The organism is Azospirillum soli (assembly GCF_017876165.1).
Lineage (GTDB): Bacteria > Pseudomonadota > Alphaproteobacteria > Azospirillales > Azospirillaceae > Azospirillum > Azospirillum soli.
Window position 1 is genome coordinate 453,871 of sequence record NZ_JAGINQ010000001.1, and the last position, 16,776, is coordinate 470,646.

Here is a 16,776-nt window from a genome sequence, read left to right on the forward strand (position 1 = left end):
CAGGAGACAGCGCAAGGGTCGCGACGATGAGCAAGGCTTTCACACGGGAAAACGATTCCGCGAACGACGACGAGGCGGACGATCCCAAGCCCTTGCCGAAGGGCGTGAAGAACTACATGACGCCGGCCGGCTTCCAGCGCATGCAGGAGGAGCTTCGCAATCTCCTGCGCGTCGAGCGTCCCAAGGTGGTCGAGGTGGTGTCCTGGGCCGCCGGCAACGGCGACCGCTCGGAAAACGGCGATTATATTTACGGCAAGAAGCGCCTGCGCGAGATCGACCGGCGCATCCGTTTCCTGACCAAGCGCCTGGAGTCGGCGGAGGTCGTCGATGCGACTCAGCAGAAAAACCGCGACCGCGTCTTCTTCGGCGCCACCGTGACCTACGCCCGCGAGGACGGCACGGAGAACACCATCACCATTGTCGGCGCCGACGAGGTGGACCTCGACCGCGCCCACGTCAGCTGGATTTCCCCCATCGCCCGCGCGCTCCTGAAGGCCCAGGAAGGCGACGTGGTGGACCTCCGGGCTCCCAATGGCGTGGAGCAGATCGAGGTCATCGCGATTCGGTATCCGGGGGACGAGTAAGTCGCTGCACAGGGCCCCCACCCAACCCTCCCCCACCTGACGGCGGGGGAGGGCTAAACAACCTTTCCCCGCCGAAGGTGGGGGAAGGAGGGGCCCAGCCGAAGGCTGGGAGGAAGGGAGCCCGTCGCAACGGCCTTACAGCAGCCCCACCCCTTCCAACTCACGCCGCAGCCGCTCCGCTCCCGTGAACTGGTGCGCGACCATCCCGGTGTCCCGTGCCGCTTCTACGTTCGCCGCGTTGTCGTCGATGAAGAAGCAGTCCGAGGCCGTCAGCCCGTAGCGCTCCAACAGCAGTTCGAAGATGGCCGGGTCGGGCTTCACCAGCCGCTCCTCCCCCGACACCACGATCCCATCGAAGACGTTCAGGAAGTCGAAGCGCTTGCGCGTCAGCGCCAGCTTGTCGGCCGAAAAGTTGGTGATCGAATAGAGCGGCGTCTCCCGCTCCTTCAGCTCCAGCAGGATGTCCGGCGTGCCGGCCACCGGGCCGGGCACCATCTCCTCCCACCGCTCGTGGTAAGCGCGGATCAGCTCGGCGCAGTCCGGATGCTCGGCGGCCAGCAGGGCGACCGCCTCGTCCCAGGGACGGCCCCGGTCCTGCTCCAGGTTCCAGGCCGGGGTGCAGACGTTGTCGAGGAAATGCTCCATCAGGTCCTCGTACCCCTCGAAGATCTCGCGGTAGAGGTTCCGGGGATCCCACTCGATGAGCACGTGCCCGATGTCAAAGACGACCGTCGTCGGCGAAGCCATTGTTACCCCTTGCGCGCCGCTCCGACCAGACGCTTCATCTCGTCCAGCTTGATGGCGCCGGGAACGAGCGCGTCGCCGATGATGAAGCCCGGCGTGCCGCGGATGCCCAGCTGCTCGGCCAACTGCTGGTTGGTGGCGATGACCTTCATCACCTCCGGGCTGTCCATGTCCTTCTTCAACTTCTCCACGTCGGCGCCGGCCGACTTGGCAAGGCGGTAGATGGTGTCCTCGTCCAGTTGTCCACGATGCCCCATCAGGGCGTTGTGCACCTCCAGATACTTGCCCTGCGCCTTGGCGGCCAGCGCCGCGCGCGCCGCCACGACCGACGCCGGCCCGAGGATCGGGAACTCCTTGAAGACGAAGCGCAGCTTGGGGTCGTCCTTGACCAAGCGCTGCGTGTCGGCCATCACCGCCTTGCAGTAGCCGCACTGATAGTCGAAGAACTCCACCACCGTCACGTCGCCCAGCGCGTTGCCGATCGCCGGGTCGGCCGGGTTCTGGAACAGCGCCGCCTTGTTGTCCACCAGCGCCTTCTGAGCCCGTTCCGCCTCCGCCGTCTTCTCGCGCTGCTGCAACGCCTCGATGGCTTCCAGAATGACTTCCGGATTCTTCATCAGATAGTCGCGCACCACCCCTTCGATGGCCTTGCGCTGCGCCTCGTCCACGGCTTGCGCCTGGACGATGGCGGGGGAAAACGCCGCCAGCGCGGCGGCCAACAGAAGGGCCTTGGGCGCAAGGGCGGCGGGGTGGATGCGGATCATGTCGGAAAACCTCTGGGTGCGGATTTGGGCGCTACTCTGTACCGGATAACCCGGCCGAACAAGGGAGCTGAACAAGGGGGCCGGGCAAGGCGGCGGCGCTACTTCCCGCCCGCCTGCCCGCGAATGTCCTGGGCGCGCAGCCAGCCGGGGGATCCCACGGGCAGCAGCCTCTCCGCCCGTTCGGCCTGGGCGCGGGCCATGGGCTTGTCGCCGCGCGCAAAGGCCTCCTCGGCGGTGGCGTAGGCGACCATGCCGTTGTTGCCCTTCATGCTCCAGGCCTGGGCCGTCAGCCGCCACAGGAACGCCGACCCCTGCGTCTTGGAGGCGACCTGAAGGTGCTTCAGCGCCTCGTCGGCCAGCCGGGGGTCGTTCTGTTCCAGCAGGGCGTGGCCCAGCGACACGCGGATGCTGTTGGCGTCCGGCTGCAGCTCGATGGCCTTGCGGTAGGGCGCCACGGAGTCGGCCGCGCGCCCGTTCTGCAGCATCAGATCGCCCTTCATCTCGTGCAGGAAGGCGTTCTTCGGCTCCTCGGCGATCAGCTGATCGACCAGCGGCAGCGCCTGCTTGACCTCGCCGCGCCGGAAATAGGCGTAGGCCCGCCCGTAGCGCGCGACAAAGGAGCGGTCCTCCGCCCGGTAGCGCCGCAGCGCCCCGTTGGGGTCCAGATAGGCGTAGAGCTTCGCTTGGATGCGGTGGAAATTCTCGTTCCACGCCGCTGGGATCGGCTTGTTGCCGGCACGCTGATGATCGACGAAGTTGCGCACCGAATCGATGCGCTCGCGGGTCAGCGGGTGGGTGCGGCGGTAGCCCTGGTCGCGGTCGGTCAGCACCGGCTCGTCGGCACCCAGCTTTTCCAGGAAGGACACCATGCCGCGCGCCGACACGCCGGCCTGCTCCATGTAGGACAGGCCCGCCTGATCGGCCGAGGATTCCTGGCTGCGTGAGAAGGACAGGAAGTTCCGCTCCGCCAGATGCTGGCCCAGCATGACGCCGGCCGCGCCGGCCCCGGCGTTGCCGGCCGCGATGCCGCCGACGATGCCCAGGCCCATGCCGATCAGCGAGGACAGGAAGGCGTTCTCCATCGCCTCCGACCCGCGCACCAGATGGCCGCCCGCGATGTGCCCGGTTTCGTGCGCGATCACGCCCAGCAATTGGCCGGCGTCGTCCACCCCCAGCAATAGCCCGGTGTGCAGAAAGATGTTCTGCCCGCCGGCCACGAAGGCGTTGATGGTGTTGTCGTTGACCAGGATGATGTTGACCGTGTCCGCGTCGATGCCGGCGGCCTGGAAGATTGGCCGCGCCATGTCGCGGATGATATGTTCGGTTTCGGCGTCGCTGAGGAGTTGCATCTCCGGACGGCGCTGCGCGCCCGCGGGCGGCGTCCACGACAGAATCATCACGGCAAAGATGGCGATGACCGAAACCAGCCTGCTGGGCTTGCGCACCGTTACGACCTCCGCATTCCGGAACCGAGCATCCCACCCCCGACGTCAAGGGTCTACCCGCCAAATTTGGCAAGGCTTGGGCGCGATTGCCATAGCCGCGATGCTGCTGCCCGGCTGCGTCAACACCAAGTACAAGACGAACGCCCTGCTGCAGAGCTACGTCATGGCGGACGAGCCGCGCGCGGCGGGCATCGGCCGCGACATCATCGCCCAGGGCGGCCGCGCGGGCGACGCGGCGGCGGCGATGGCGCTGGCGATGACGGCCACCCTGCCGTCGCGCGTCGGCCTGAACGGCGGCGGCGTCTGCGTGGTCTTCAACGCGGCGAAGAAGGAAGCCCGCACGCTGGACTTCCTCCCCCGCCCCGCCGCCACCTCCGCTGGCCCCGCCGGAGTCGCCACCCCCGCCTTCCTGCGCGGCGTCTACGCGCTCCAGGCCAGCGCCGGCGTCCTGCGGTGGGAGCAGACCGTTGTCCCGGCCGAGCAGTTGGCCCGCTCCACCCCGGTCAGCCGCGCGCTCGGCCAGGACCTCGCCACCTTTGGTGCCCGCCTCGCCACCGACCCGGAGGCCAAGCGCGTCTTCCTCCCCACCGGCGCGCCGCTTGCCGAGGGCACGCCCTTCAGCCAGCCGGACCTCGCCAACACCCTGTCGCAGGTGCGCCGTACGGGCGTCGCCTCCCTGTACGGCGGCCCGCTGGGCGCGACGGTGGCGCAGTCCATTGGCCTCGACCCGTCGGCTCTGCGCGGTTACCAGCCGCGGTGGGGCGCCACCTCGGCGCTCCCGCTGGGCATCGTCTCCATGCACTTCGCCCAACTTCCCGAACCCGAGTCCGGCGCCGCCCTGACCGCCGCCTGGAACGCCGCTGCCGACTTAGCCCCCGCCCAGCGCGCCGCGCGAGTCGCCCAGGCGCTGGGCGCCACCGGAAACGGCACGTCCGTTCCCGGCGCCGGCCTCGTGGTGATCGACCCGGACGAGAACGGCGTGGCCTGCACCTTCACCATGGGCGCGCCCTTCGGCACCGGCCGCATGGTGCCGGGCACCGGCCTGCTGGCCGCGCGCGGCGTGGACCGCGCCGGCTTCGGCACGCCGGCCCTGCTCGCCAACGGCATCGTCGGCCGTACTCTGTTCGCCGGAACCGGCACGTCGGGCGGCAATGACGGTCCCGCCGCCGGCCCGCTGGCCCTGCTGACCGCCGCCCTGCCCGCCGCGCTGGAAAGGCAGCCGGCCGGCGCCATCCAGGCCGCCCGCCCCGGCGACGCCCCCGGCCGCGCGTCCTTCACCGCCTGCCAAGTGTCGATGGAAAGCGGCTGGAAGGAATGCCAGATGGCCGTCGATCCCCGCACCCACGGCCTTGGGATTCAGGTCGAAACTCCCCGCGAGACGGACTAACTCTCTAAAATCATGAGCAAACACCCCAAAGTCTCCAAACGGGGCGCAATCCCGCCCTTCTTCGTGATGGAGGTCATGCGCGCCGCCGCCGAGCGCGAGGCCGCCGGGCTTGAGGTCCTGCACATGGAGGTGGGGCAGCCCTCCACCGGCGCGCCGAAGGGCGTGCTGGACGCCGCCCACCGCATGTTGGATGCCGATGTGCTGGGCTACACCGGATCGCTGGGCATCCCGGCACTCCGCTCGGCCATCGCCCGTTGGTACCGCGACCGCTACAAGGTCGACGTGCCCGACCGCCGCGTCGTGGTCACCACCGGATCCTCCGGCGCCTTCCAGCTGGGCTTCCTCGCCGCCTTCGATCCGGGCGACCGGGTCGCCATGGCCTCGCCCAGCTACCCGGCCTACCGTCACACGCTGACGGCCATCGGCGTCGAGCCCGTCGAACTGCCGACCGGCCCCGAGCACCGCTTCCAGCCGACCATCGAGCTTCTGGAAAAGCTCGACAAGCCCGTCCAGGGCCTGATCGTGGCCAGTCCCGCCAACCCCACCGGCACCATGCTGAGCCGCGAGGAGCTGACGGAATTGTCCGCCTGGTGCGACGCCAACGGCGTGCGCCTCGTGTCGGACGAGATCTACCACGGCCTGACCTATGGGCCGGAGGCCGTCACCGCCGCCGAGGTCAGCGAGAGCGCGCTCGTGGTGAACAGCTTCTCCAAATACTTCTCGATGACCGGCTGGCGGCTCGGCTGGATGATCGTGCCGGACGACCTGATCCGCTCGGTCGAGTGCCTCGCGCAGAACCTCTTCATTTCCGCGCCCAGCCTGTCGCAGGCCGCCGCCGTGGCCGCCTTCGACTGCACGGAGGAGCTGGACGGCCACGTCGCCCGCTACGCCCGCAACCGCAGTATCCTGCTGGAGGAGTTGCCCAAGGCCGGCTTCGACAAGCTCGCCCCGGCGGACGGCGCCTTCTACGTCTACGCCGACGTGTCGGCCATGACCGACGACAGCGAGGCCTTCTGCAAGCGCATCCTGGCGGAGACCGGCATCGCCTGCACGCCGGGCATCGACTTCGACCCGGCGCGCGGCCATCGCTTCGTGCGCTTCAGCTTCGCCGGATCGGAAGAGACGATCGCCGAAGCCGCCCGGCGGCTGATCGCCTGGAAACGGTAACCTGACCATCCCTCTCCCGGCCCGGCCGGGAGAGGGATCGCCTTCCTCAGTAGGCATACTCCCGGAAGACCGGATCGACGCTGCCGCCCCACTCGCCGTGGAACTTGGCCAGCAGTTCGTCGGCCGGCGTCTCGCCGGACTCGGCGATGTTCAGCAGCGTGTCGAGGAAGTGAGCCTCGTCGTCGCCCCAGTTGTCATTGCGGGCACGCCGGACCAGACCGCCACGGGCGATCTCCAGAACCTCCATAGAGACCTCGCGCACCGTCCGGTTCCGGAAGGTCGTGCGCAGGGCGTGGCGCGGCACCTCGGCGCGCAGATGGGCGCGCTCCTCGGTCGTCCAGTCCTTGACCAGATCCCAGGCCGCATCCAACGCCTGGTCGTCGTACAGCAGCCCGACCCACAGCGCCGGCAGGGCGCACAGGCGCCGCCACGGACCGCCATCGGCGCCGCGCATCTCCAGGTACTTCTTCAGCCGCACCTCGGGGAAGGCGGTCGTCAGATGGTCGGCCCAGTCGGTGATGAGCGGCGCCTCGCCCGGCAGCGCCGGCAGCTTGCCGTTCAGGAAATCCCGGAAGCTCTGCCCCGACGCGTCGATGTACGTCCCGTCCCGATAGGCGAAGTACATCGGCACGTCGAGCAGGTAGTCCACATACCGCTCGAACCCGAAACCGTCCTCGAACACGAAGGGCAGATCGCCCGTGCGGTCGGGGTCGGTGTCGGTCCAGATGTGGCTGCGGAAGCTCTGGAATCCGTTCGGCTTGCCCTCGGTGAAGGGCGAATTGGCGAACAGAGCCGTGGCGATGGGCTGCAGCGCGAGGCTGACCCGGAACTTCTTCACCATGTCGGCTTCCGACGCGAAGTCCAGGTTCACCTGCACGGTGCAGGTCCGCGACATCATGTCGAGCCCCAGCCCACCGCGCTTGGGCATGTAGTCGCCCATGATCTTGTAGCGGCCCTTGGGCATCCAGGGAATCTCGTCGCGCCGCCATTTCGGCTGGAAGCCCAGGCCCATCATGGCGATGCCCAGCTCCGCCCCGACCTCCTTCACCTGCCGCAGGTGGTGGTGCACCTCGGCGCAGGTCTGGTGCAGGTTTTCCAGCGGCGCGCCGGACAGCTCCACCTGCCCGCCGGGCTCCAGCGTGATGTTCGCCATGCCCTGGACCAGCGCGATGACGTTGCCGTTCTCCTCCACCGGCTCCCAGCCGTAGCGCTGGAGGCGGGTCAGCACCTCGCGGATGCCGTCCGGTCCGTCGTAGGGCAGCGGGCGCAGGTCGGAGACACGGTAGGCGAACTTCTCGTGCTCGGTCCCGATGCGCCAGTCCGCCGCCGGCTTGCAGCCGGATTCGAGATAAGCGACCAGCTGGCGACGGTCGGTGATCGGTTCGCCACGCGTCTTAGGAGGTGCGGACATGAAAGCTCCCGCTCGCGGAAATGCCGTGAAAAATCAGAACAGCCGATTAAACAGCCGGGGAACGGAAAGGCGGCCGGGTGTCGCCGTCTTCCGCCGTCCAATCCCCCGAAAGCGCCTGCCAGCAGGCCAGCGCCGCGACCACAGCCGTGTCGGCGCGCAGGATCCGGGGGCCCAGACCAACCGGGACAACAAAGGGTAGTTTACAAATTTCGTCAAGTTCCGACTGTTGGAACCCGCCCTCGGGCCCGACCAGGAAGGCCGCCGGTCCACGGGGCCGCGCCCGCATCGCCTCGGCGATGGGCCGTACGTGCCCGGCCTCGGCGCACAGGTACAGCGTACGCTCCTCGGGCCAGCCGGCCAGCGCCTTGTCCAGCGGCACCGGTTCGGACAGTTCCGGCACGGTCAGCCGCTCGCATTGCTCAGCCGCCTCGATGGCGTTGGCGCGCAGGCGGTCGGTGTTGACCCGGTTCGGATCGGTGCGTCGGGTGAAGACCGGCCAGATGCGCGAGGCGCCCAGCTCGCTGGCCTTCTCGGCGATAAAGTCAATTCGCCCCCGCTTGATCGGCGCGAACAGCAGCCACAGGTCCGGTTCGCCCTGCTGCGGGCGCCGCTGCGCCGACACGGTCAGAGAACACCAGCCTTTGCCGAACCCGTCGATGGCCGCCAGCCATTCCCCGTCCCGGCCGTTGAACACGGCCACCACGTCCCCTTTGTCGAGCCGCAGGACATGACGCAGGAAATGCGCCCGCTCGTGGTCGAGCCCGACCGCCTGCCCCTCGGCCAGCGGACTGTCGACGTACAGACGGGTTTTCGGCGAAGGAAAAGGCGGGTGCTCGGCCATTGTCACTCTCCGGTGTGCGGCCCCGACTATAGCGGCAAGCACCCCCACACCGCGAGCGGTCCGCTCATACCGAAGGCGTTTGATGACTTTCATCAAACGCCTCGGTTCGAACCCGGCAGCACTTTGCTGCGCAAAGTGCGAGAGGGGGATACGGCCGGCCGATCATGAACCATTCATGCGCCGGCCGTATCAATCCGCGGCCCGACGAATTGCGCGGGACTCGCGGCCGCCCGCCTGGATCAGCTCGCGCAACAGCCGGCGCAGGGCGTCCGGCCGCACCGGCTTGTGCAGCACGGCAAAGCCGGCGCGCCTCGCCTCCGCTTCCAGCTCCGGCCCGGTGTCGCCGGTCAGGACGACGGCCGGCAGATCGGCGCCATAGGCCGTGCGCATCGCCTGGATCGCCTCGCCGCCCGTCCGCCCGCCCCGCAGGCGGTAGTCGGCCACCACCGCGTCGGGCGCCACGCCGGCCTCGGCCAGCAGTTCCCGCGCCGTGTCCAGGTCGCTGGCCGCGATCACCCGGAAACCCCAGGCGTCCAGCATGGCCTGCATGCCCTCCAGAATGATCGCCTCGTCGTCGATCAAAGCGACCACCCCCTGTCCCTGGCCGCTGGCGGCACAGGGCACGGCCACCACCCCGGCCTTGCGCGGCACCGTGACCGCGAAGACCGAACCGCGTCCCGGCACCGAGCGCACCGACATCGGATGGCCGAGCAGCCGGGACAAGCGCTTCACAATGGCGAGGCCGAGGCCGAGACCCTGCGTGCGGTCGCGCTCCGGATTGCCGATCTGGACGAACTCCTCGAAGATGTCGTCCAGCCGGCCGGGCGGGATGCCGATGCCGGTGTCCCACACCTCGATGCGCAGGTGATCGCCGCGCCGCCGGCAGCCGATCAGCACGCCACCCTTGGTGGTGTATTTCAGCGCGTTCTCGACGAGGTTGCCAACGATGCGGCCGAGCAGAGTCGGATCGCTTTCCACCGCCGCGTCCCCGGCCAGAACCTTCAGCGTCAGCCCCTTCTGGGCGAAGCGCGGCGCGTATTCGGCCCCGATCCGGTTCAGCAGGGGCGAAAGCGGCACCGTCTCGCGCCGCACGTCCACCACGCCGGCGTCCAGCTTGGACAAGTCGAGAATGCCGTCGAGCAGCCCCTTCAGCGCGTCCAGCGCCTGCTGCATCGTCCCGACCAGCTCCTGCGCGCCGTGCCCGGCCAGCCGTTCGGACAGCACGTGGGAGAAGAACAGAAGCGACTGCACCGGCTGGCGCAGGTCGTGGCTGGCGGCGGCCAGGAACTTGGACTTGGCGACGCTGGCGCGCTCCGCCTCCTCCTTGGCGTGGTGCAGCTCGTCCTCGATGCGCTTGCGGTCGGTGATGTCGATGTCCAGGCCGGTCATGCGCACCGTGCGGCCGGCCTCGTCCACGACGCACCGGCCGATGGCCCCGATCCAGCGGACCTCGCCGTCGGGGTGGACGACGCGGAACTCCACCCGCAACGGCGCGCCACTGTCCTTGGCCGTGCGGTTCGCGCGCCAGAAGGCGTCGCGGTCGTCGGGGTGGAGGACCCGGTCGATGGCGTCCGGCGTCGGTTCGCCCATGGGCCGGCCGTACCCGAACAGGCGCCACATCCCTTCGGACCATGTGACGCGGTCGGTCACGACGTCCCAATCCCAGAGGCCCGCGCGCGCCCCGTCCAGGGCGAAGGCCAGCCGGTCCTCCCCCTCGCGCCGGGCGCGTTCGGCCTCGTGCAGGTCGGTGACGTCCAGCAGCACGCCGTCCCACACCACCGAGCCGTCCGCGTCCCTGCGGGTGGTGGAATGGGAGCGGACCCGGCGCGGGCGCCCTCGCCCGTCGATGATCGTGCCGTCCAGATGCATGGGCTCCAGCGTCCGCGCGGAACGCTCGACGGCATCGCGCCAGCGCTTGGCCGTCTCCGGCTCCATCCGCTGGCCGATTTCGGCCGGATCGAAGGTCCGCCCGTGAAGCTCCTCGACCCGGTAGCCAAGGAAGCCGGCCACGGTGTCGCTGATGTAGGGGTAGGTCATGCGACCGTCGGGATACAGGACGCGCCGGAAGATCACGCCGGGGAAGTTGGCCGCGATGTCGGCCAGACGCTGCTCGGCCACCTTCTCGGCCTGCAAGGCTTCCAGCCGCCGCTCGGCCTCCTGCCGGCGGGTGAAGGCGGCGATCAGCCCGGCCCCGAACAGGGCCGCCAGGACCAGCGCCAGCCCGCCGCCCCCGAACAGGAACAGCCGGCTGCGCACCAGCGGCGCCATGACCACCCGGTGCGGCGCGCCGGCCAGCACCGCCCAGCCGCTCTGCGGCACGGCGGCCTGGGCGAGCAGGAAGCGTTCCCGATCCGCCGCGACCGCCTCGTACAGACCGTCGCCGGCCCGCAAGCCCTCCAGCACCGAATCGGTCGGCAGTTTGCCGATGAGCGGATCGTCAGCCTCCGCCGAATGGCTCCGCGCGACGATGCGGTTGTCGCGGTCCACCATCGTGATCCGTCCGCCCTCGGCGACGATGTGATCCTTAAGCAGGCCGTGGAAGCTCCAGGCAGGCAGGATGGCGCTCAGCACCTGGACGACCTTGCCGTCGCGGACCACCGGAACGCGCAGGCCCACCATGGCGTCCGGCCGCCACGCCGGCTGAACGCGGACCCCGGTGACCTGCGGCTTTCCGGTCTCGAAGACCTCGGCGATGCTGGGCAGGTCGAGCGGCGGGGGCAATGCTTCCCCGAACGCGAAGCGGGTGTTCACCAACTGCCGGTCGCGATCCGTCAGGATGACCAGTTCCCAACTGGGACGGATCGCCACCGCGCGGCGCGCCTGAATATCGAAGGCCGTCAGGTCGCCCCGCTCCAGCGCGTCCGAACTCGCCAGCGTGGTCAAGGCGGCCAGTTCCTGGGCGATCTCCCGCTCCACCGCTGCGGCCGTGGTCCGCGCGCTCTGCCGCAGCTGTTCCTCCAGAACGCCGCGTTCGCTTTCCTGGAGGATCGACAGCGTGATCGCCGCGAAGACGGCAACCGGCAGCAGAGTCACCACCGCCAGCAGCGCCAGTTGCCGCGCGCTCAGCATAAGAAGGAACCTTCGATTCGGCCGGTCGTCATGGAGGCCTTCGGTTCGGCTCGGCGGGTTCCGGAGCGTTCGCGCGCCGTCCGCCTTGTTGTTCAGAGTCGATACGAGTATCCAGGGTACTTCGGAAACGGCAAGCCTTTTCCACATCCCAGGTCCGGCTTCCCGCAACCTTGCCCCACCAGTATGAGGCCGTTAGGTTGCCGGCCTACGACCATCGTCCGAGCCTTTTCCGTCGGAGCCTGCCATGACCAGCCCCGCCTCCCCCGCCCCCGGTGAATTCACGGACATCCGGCGCGGCGGGTGGATCGACCGATTCGCTCCGGAGCCGCTGCGTCCCTACCTGCGGCTGGCCCGGCTCGACCGGCCGATCGGGACGTGGCTGCTGCTGTTCCCCGGCTGGTGGAGCATCGCCCTGGCTGGCCAGGGCACGCCCGACCTGTGGCTGATGGCTCTGTTCGGCATCGGCGCCGTGGTCATGCGGGGCGCCGGCTGCACGGTCAACGACATCCTGGACCGCGATTTCGACGCCATGGTGGAACGGACGCGGAGCCGGCCGATCCCCTCCGGGCAGGTGACCGTCAAGCAGGCGCTGGTCTTCCTCGCCCTGCAACTGCTGATCGGGCTGGCCATTTTGGTGCAGCTGAACCTGTTCAGCATCGGGCTGGGTGTGCTGTCGCTGCTGCTGGTCTTCGCCTACCCGCTGATGAAGCGGATCACCTGGTGGCCGCAGGCCTTTCTCGGCCTGACCTTCAACTGGGGCGCTCTGATGGGCTGGACGGCGGTCCGGGGCGAACTGGATTGGCCGGCGCTGGTGCTGTACGCGGCGGGAATCGTCTGGACGCTGGGCTACGACACCATCTACGCCCACCAGGATAAGGAGGACGACGCCCGCATCGGGGTCAAGTCCACCGCCCTGCGGCTGGGCGACCAGAGCAAGATCTGGATCTACGGCTTCTACACCCTGACCTTCGTGGGGATCGGGCTGGCCGGGCGGTTGGCCGGGCTGGGGCCGTTCTTCCTGCCGGTGCTGATGGCGGCGGCGCTTCAGCTGTCCTGGCAGGTGGGGACTTGGCGGCCCGACGACCAGACCGACTGCCTGGACAAGTTCAAGTCCAACCGCTGGGTCGGCTGGCTGGTCCTGGCGGCGATCCTGGCCGGGAAAATCTAGAGAAGAACTCTAGATTCAGTCCTGGATCAGTTCGGCGACCGCGCCGGAGCCGGGCTTGCGGCCAGGCATCACGGTGCGCAGACCCTCCACCGAGGCGACCTCGCCCTTCACGGCGGCGCCCTTCGCGACACTGGGAACGGTGGGCTTGCGGCGCGGCAGGACCGACACGACGGTGTCTTCCGTCTTCGCCGGAGCCGGGGTGTAGGAGGCGGTGAGGATCTGCGGCTTGCGGCCGGGCACCGCGACCATGTGCGGCTTGGCCGAGGCCTGGAGCAGACGGGTTTTGTCGGCGTCCCGCTTGGCGGCGCCACGCCCGGTGGGGGTGACGGTGAAACCGGTGTCGATGCCCGAGCTGCGGGCTTCCATCACGCGGCCACGGGCCGGTTGCCCTTCCGGCAGGATGAAGCCGTAGGAGGCGTAGACGCGCAGGCCGAGCTGGTCCGACGGCTCATGCCAGACGCGGACGGCCGTCCAGTCGTTGTGCGGCGACACGTCCACGACCCGCATGTTGCGGCGCAGGCCGGTGCCGTCCAGCCAGGTGTGGTCCACCTCGATGGTGCGGCGGTCGATGACGTTGCTGACGAGGGAAACATGGCCCCGGCTGAGGCGGCCCGTCCGCTTGAAGACGAGGACCGAACCGAGCGCCGGCTGCTTGTCGCGGTCGTACTGACCGGCGGCGCGATCCCACCACTTCCAGGCGTCGCCTTGGATTGTGAAATCGGAGATTGCCCGAACCGTGCGAACACAGTCGCCATCCTGGGCCGCGGCCTGGGATATGATGACAGGGCTAAACGCGATGAACGCAGCGAACGAAAGGCCGTATGCGATTCCCTTCGACCGCATGAATCCCCCTTATCCTTTGTCTTCCCCCTTTCGATTGGGTAACACGGGAGCCCCGGTGTGTCTACTCCGTTTGAATTATGTAACCAAAAACGGTTGTGGACAGATCATCGCCCGCCCCGCCGAATCACCGAGAATCCTCGCATGAACAATTCTTCCCCCGTCGACTTCATCCGGACCAACACCACGGTCGCGACGACTCCGCTGCTGCCGGAAATACGTCTTCATTTGGCGACCGAGGTCACGCCGTTGTGGCAGGCGACTGAGGAAGTGCTGGCAGCGTCCGACCTGCCCCCGCCCTACTGGGCCTTCGCATGGCCGGGCGGACAGGCGGTGGCGCGCCTCGTCCTCGACCGGCCGGAGCTGGTGGCGGGCAAGTCGGTCCTCGACTTCGCGGCGGGCACCGGGCTGGTGGGCATCGCCGCGAAACTGGCCGGGGCGGCGCGCGTGCAGTCCTGCGACATCGACCGCTTCGCGCTGGCTGCCATCGGCCTGAACGCCGAGGCGAACGGGGTGGAGGTGAAGGCGGTCAGCGCCGATCTGGTCGGGCGCGAGTTGCCGGGGATCGACGTCGTGCTGGCGGGCGACGTCTGCTACGAGCGGCCCATGGCCGAACGGGTGACCACGTGGCTGCGCACCATCGCGGCAACAGGGACGTTGGTGCTGCTGGGCGATCCGGGCCGCGCCTATGTCCCTACCACGGGGATCGAGCGCGTCGGCGGCTACACGGTTCCGACCTCCCTGGAGCTGGAGGACCGCGAGACGCGGGACACGGTCATCTGGCGCCTTCTGCCGGAATGATCGCCTGCCCCATGGCGCACGGGCGTTGCTCCGCTCGCGTCTTTGGTGTATCGAACATACCATGAACACCAAAACCCGATCGAGCGAGGCGCCCCGCAAGGGCGCGACCCGGATGGCCGACATTCCGGCCGATGTGCTGGCCGACCTGAACGCCGGCCGCCGCGAGACCGCAACCTTGGCCGAATCGCTCGCGATCGATTTCACCGCACTGTTCGGGGCGGCGGTGCCGGAAGCCGCCGGTGGGCTTCGCTTCGATCCGAAGGACGGAGTCACCAAGCGCATGGCGGCGGCCGGCGTCGGCGCGCTGGAGGCGCTCGGACCGGATGCCGTCGAGCGGCTGGGGGCACACCCGTCGGACACGGTGCGCGGCTGGGCCTGCTACGCGCTCGCGGCGATGCCGGGGCTGACGCTGGCGGAGCGGCTGGAGCGGGGCCGCCCGCTGGCCGACGATCCGCATTTCGGCGTGCGGGAATGGGCGTGGCTGGCCCTGCGTCCACACATCGCGGAGCGGATCGACGACGCGGTGGGCCTGCTGACACCCTGGACCGGTGACGCGTCGGAACGGGTGCGCCGCTTTGCCAGCGAGGCCACCCGCCCGCGCGGCGTTTGGTGCGGACACATCGGCATCCTGAAAGAAGACCCCGCACGCGGGCTGGCGGTGCTGGAACCGCTGCGGGCCGACCCAGCGCGCTATGTGCAAGACTCGGTGGCGAACTGGCTGAACGACGCGGCGAAGACATGGCCGGACTGGGTGCGGGAACTCTGCGCGCGTTGGGAGGCGGAAAGCCCGGCACCGGCGACGCGCTACATCGTGCGGCGGGCGCTGCGGAGCGTGGGGCGGGAGTAAACCCTTGACGCGGCGCCCTCCGCGCCGATGCTAGGCACCGAAACTGGACGCCCCCGCCACGACAGCCATCACGGACGAACCGATGCCCTACACCTCCCTGCGCGACTTCATGGACCGGCTGGAGAAGGCCGGACGGCTGGTGGTGGTGAAGGAACCGGTGTCCACCGTCCTGGAAATGACCGAGATCCAGACCCGCCTGTTGGCCGAGGGCGGCCCGGCGGTGCTGTTCGAGAACGTCATTAAGGCGGACGGCACGCGCTCGGAGATGCCGGTTCTGGTCAACCTGTTCGGCACGGTCGAGCGCGTCGCCTGGGGCATGGACCGCGAGCCGCACGAGTTGCGCGGGGTCGGCGAGACTCTGGCTTTCCTGAAGCAGCCGGAGCCGCCGGGCGGCTTCCGCGAGGCGCTTGAACTGATCCCGCTCGCCAAGACCGTGCTGTCGATGAAGCCGAAGACGGTCGGCTCGGCCCCCTGCCAGGAGGTGGTGCTGACCGGCGACCAGATCGACCTCGGCCGCCTGCCGGTGCAGAGCTGCTGGCCGGGCGAGCCGGCGCCGCTCATCACATGGCCGCTGGTGGTGACCAAGGGACCGACCGGCAAGCGCGAGGACGACTTCAACCTCGGCATCTACCGCATGCAGGTGCTGGGGAAGAACAAGACCATCATGCGCTGGCTGAAGCATCGCGGCGGTGCGCAGCATCATCACCGCTGGCAGGAGAGCGGCAAGAAGGAACCCCTGCCCTGCGCCGTCGTGCTGGGCGCCGACCCCGGCACCATCCTGGCCGCCGTCACCCCCGTCCCCGACACGCTGTCGGAATACCAGTTCGCCGGCCTGCTGCGCGGCAAGAAGGTGGAGCTGGTGGACTGCAAGACCGTGCCGCTGAAGGTGCCGGCGCAGGCCGAAATCGTGCTGGAAGGTCACGTCAGCCTGGACGAATACGCCGACGAGGGTCCCTACGGCGACCACACCGGCTATTACAACTCGGTCGAGCCCTTCCCGGTCTTCACCGTCACGGCGATGACCATGCGGCGCACGCCCATCTACCTGTCCACCTTCACCGGCCGCCCGCCCGACGAGCCCTCGGTGCTGGGCGAGGCGCTGAACGAGGTGTTCATCCCCCTGCTGACCCAGCAGTTCCCGGAGATCGTCGATTTCTGGCTGCCGCCGGAGGGCTGCTCCTACCGCATCGCGGTGGTCAGCATGAAGAAGGCCTATCCGGGACACGCCAAGCGCGTGATGATGGGCGTGTGGTCGTTCCTGCGCCAGTTCATGTACACGAAGTGGGTGATCGTCGTGGACGACGACATCGACGCGCGGAACTGGAAGGACGTGATGTGGGCGATGTCCACCCGCATGGACCCGGCGCGCGACATCACCGTTATCGAAGGCACGCCCATCGATTATCTGGACTTCGCCAGCCCGGAGTCGGGCCTCGGCGGCAAGGTCGGGCTGGACGCCACCAACAAGTGGCCGCCGGAGACCAAGCGCGAGTGGGGCCAAAAGATCCGCATGGACCAGGACGTGGTGGACGAGGTGTCGCGCAAATGGGCGTCCTACGGGTTGCCGGGCAGCGGGACGCCGATCTGGAAGTAGGTTTTGGGGCGTTGTTGCGGCGGGCCCCCATCCCGACCTTCCCCCACTTCGCGGGGGAAGGGGCTTGGTCCCCTCCCCCGCCGCAAGGTGGGGGAGGGTTAGGGTGGGGGCCCG

General features: G+C 68.9%; 14 protein-coding genes. 7 read left to right on the plus strand and 7 right to left on the minus strand.

The window, feature by feature from the left end; genetic code table 11:
- Window positions 1-26: 26 nt before the first annotated feature.
- Complete coding sequence (greB, locus tag J2852_RS02145; RefSeq protein WP_209870172.1) at window positions 27-584, plus strand: transcription elongation factor GreB; 558 nt, start codon at window positions 27-29, stop codon at window positions 582-584.
- A 135-nt stretch (window positions 585-719) separates the two neighbouring features.
- Here the strand turns inward: greB and J2852_RS02150 are convergent, their stop codons facing one another.
- From J2852_RS02150 to J2852_RS02160, 3 genes are all read right to left on the minus strand, one after another.
- Window positions 720-1,331, minus strand: coding sequence for an HAD family hydrolase (locus tag J2852_RS02150; protein ID WP_209870175.1), 612 nt, complete (start codon window positions 1,329-1,331; stop codon window positions 720-722).
- A gap of 2 nt (window positions 1,332-1,333) precedes the next feature.
- Window positions 1,334-2,092 carry a DsbA family protein gene (locus tag J2852_RS02155; RefSeq protein WP_209870178.1) on the minus strand — a complete coding sequence of 253 codons (759 nt, stop codon included), beginning with the start codon at window positions 2,090-2,092 and terminating at the stop codon, window positions 1,334-1,336.
- A gap of 98 nt (window positions 2,093-2,190) precedes the next feature.
- Window positions 2,191-3,537 carry a M48 family metalloprotease gene (locus tag J2852_RS02160; RefSeq protein WP_343206663.1) on the minus strand — a complete coding sequence of 449 codons (1,347 nt, stop codon included), beginning with the start codon at window positions 3,535-3,537 and terminating at the stop codon, window positions 2,191-2,193.
- A gap of 76 nt (window positions 3,538-3,613) precedes the next feature.
- On the opposite strand from J2852_RS02160, the gene J2852_RS02165 reads away from it, so the two are divergent.
- Window positions 3,614-4,924 carry a gamma-glutamyltransferase gene (locus J2852_RS02165; protein WP_209870181.1) on the plus strand — a complete coding sequence of 437 codons (1,311 nt, stop codon included), beginning with the start codon at window positions 3,614-3,616 and terminating at the stop codon, window positions 4,922-4,924.
- 12 nt (window positions 4,925-4,936) lie between these two features.
- Window positions 4,937-6,091 carry a pyridoxal phosphate-dependent aminotransferase gene (locus J2852_RS02170; protein ID WP_209870184.1) on the plus strand — a complete coding sequence of 385 codons (1,155 nt, stop codon included), beginning with the start codon at window positions 4,937-4,939 and terminating at the stop codon, window positions 6,089-6,091.
- 46 nt (window positions 6,092-6,137) lie between these two features.
- Here the strand turns inward: J2852_RS02170 and J2852_RS02175 are convergent, their stop codons facing one another.
- From J2852_RS02175 to J2852_RS02185, 3 genes are all read right to left on the minus strand, one after another.
- Entirely contained in the window at window positions 6,138-7,502 is a 1,365-nt protein-coding gene (locus J2852_RS02175) for a glutamate--cysteine ligase (RefSeq protein WP_209870187.1), read from the minus strand.
- A 46-nt stretch (window positions 7,503-7,548) separates the two neighbouring features.
- Window positions 7,549-8,343: a 16S rRNA (uracil(1498)-N(3))-methyltransferase gene (locus J2852_RS02180; protein WP_209870190.1), complete on the minus strand. Its 795-nt coding sequence runs from the start codon at window positions 8,341-8,343 to the stop codon at window positions 7,549-7,551.
- A 189-nt stretch (window positions 8,344-8,532) separates the two neighbouring features.
- Window positions 8,533-11,412 carry a hybrid sensor histidine kinase/response regulator gene (locus J2852_RS02185; RefSeq protein ID WP_209870192.1) on the minus strand — a complete coding sequence of 960 codons (2,880 nt, stop codon included), beginning with the start codon at window positions 11,410-11,412 and terminating at the stop codon, window positions 8,533-8,535.
- Window positions 11,413-11,656: 244 nt separating this feature from the next.
- Here J2852_RS02185 and ubiA point away from each other — a divergent pair, with 244 nt between their 5' ends.
- Entirely contained in the window at window positions 11,657-12,580 is a 924-nt protein-coding gene (gene ubiA / locus J2852_RS02190; protein ID WP_209870195.1) for a 4-hydroxybenzoate octaprenyltransferase, read from the plus strand.
- Between the two features lie 15 nt (window positions 12,581-12,595).
- Here ubiA and J2852_RS02195 read toward each other — a convergent pair whose 3' ends face one another.
- Entirely contained in the window at window positions 12,596-13,423 is an 828-nt protein-coding gene (locus tag J2852_RS02195) for a CHAP domain-containing protein (protein ID WP_209870198.1), read from the minus strand.
- A gap of 141 nt (window positions 13,424-13,564) precedes the next feature.
- On the opposite strand from J2852_RS02195, the gene J2852_RS02200 reads away from it, so the two are divergent.
- The 3 genes from J2852_RS02200 (at window position 13,565) to J2852_RS02210 (ending at window position 16,662) form a co-directional block, all read left to right on the plus strand.
- A complete protein-coding gene (locus J2852_RS02200; protein ID WP_209870201.1) occupies window positions 13,565-14,221 on the plus strand; it encodes a class I SAM-dependent methyltransferase in 657 nt (218 codons plus the stop codon).
- A gap of 61 nt (window positions 14,222-14,282) precedes the next feature.
- Window positions 14,283-15,068, plus strand: coding sequence for a DNA alkylation repair protein (locus J2852_RS02205; RefSeq protein ID WP_246499244.1), 786 nt, complete (start codon window positions 14,283-14,285; stop codon window positions 15,066-15,068).
- 82 nt (window positions 15,069-15,150) lie between these two features.
- The gene (locus J2852_RS02210; RefSeq protein WP_209870204.1) at window positions 15,151-16,662 is read left to right on the plus strand and encodes a UbiD family decarboxylase; all 1,512 of its coding nucleotides are present in this window, start codon (window positions 15,151-15,153) and stop codon (window positions 16,660-16,662) included.
- Window positions 16,663-16,776 lie beyond the last annotated feature (114 nt).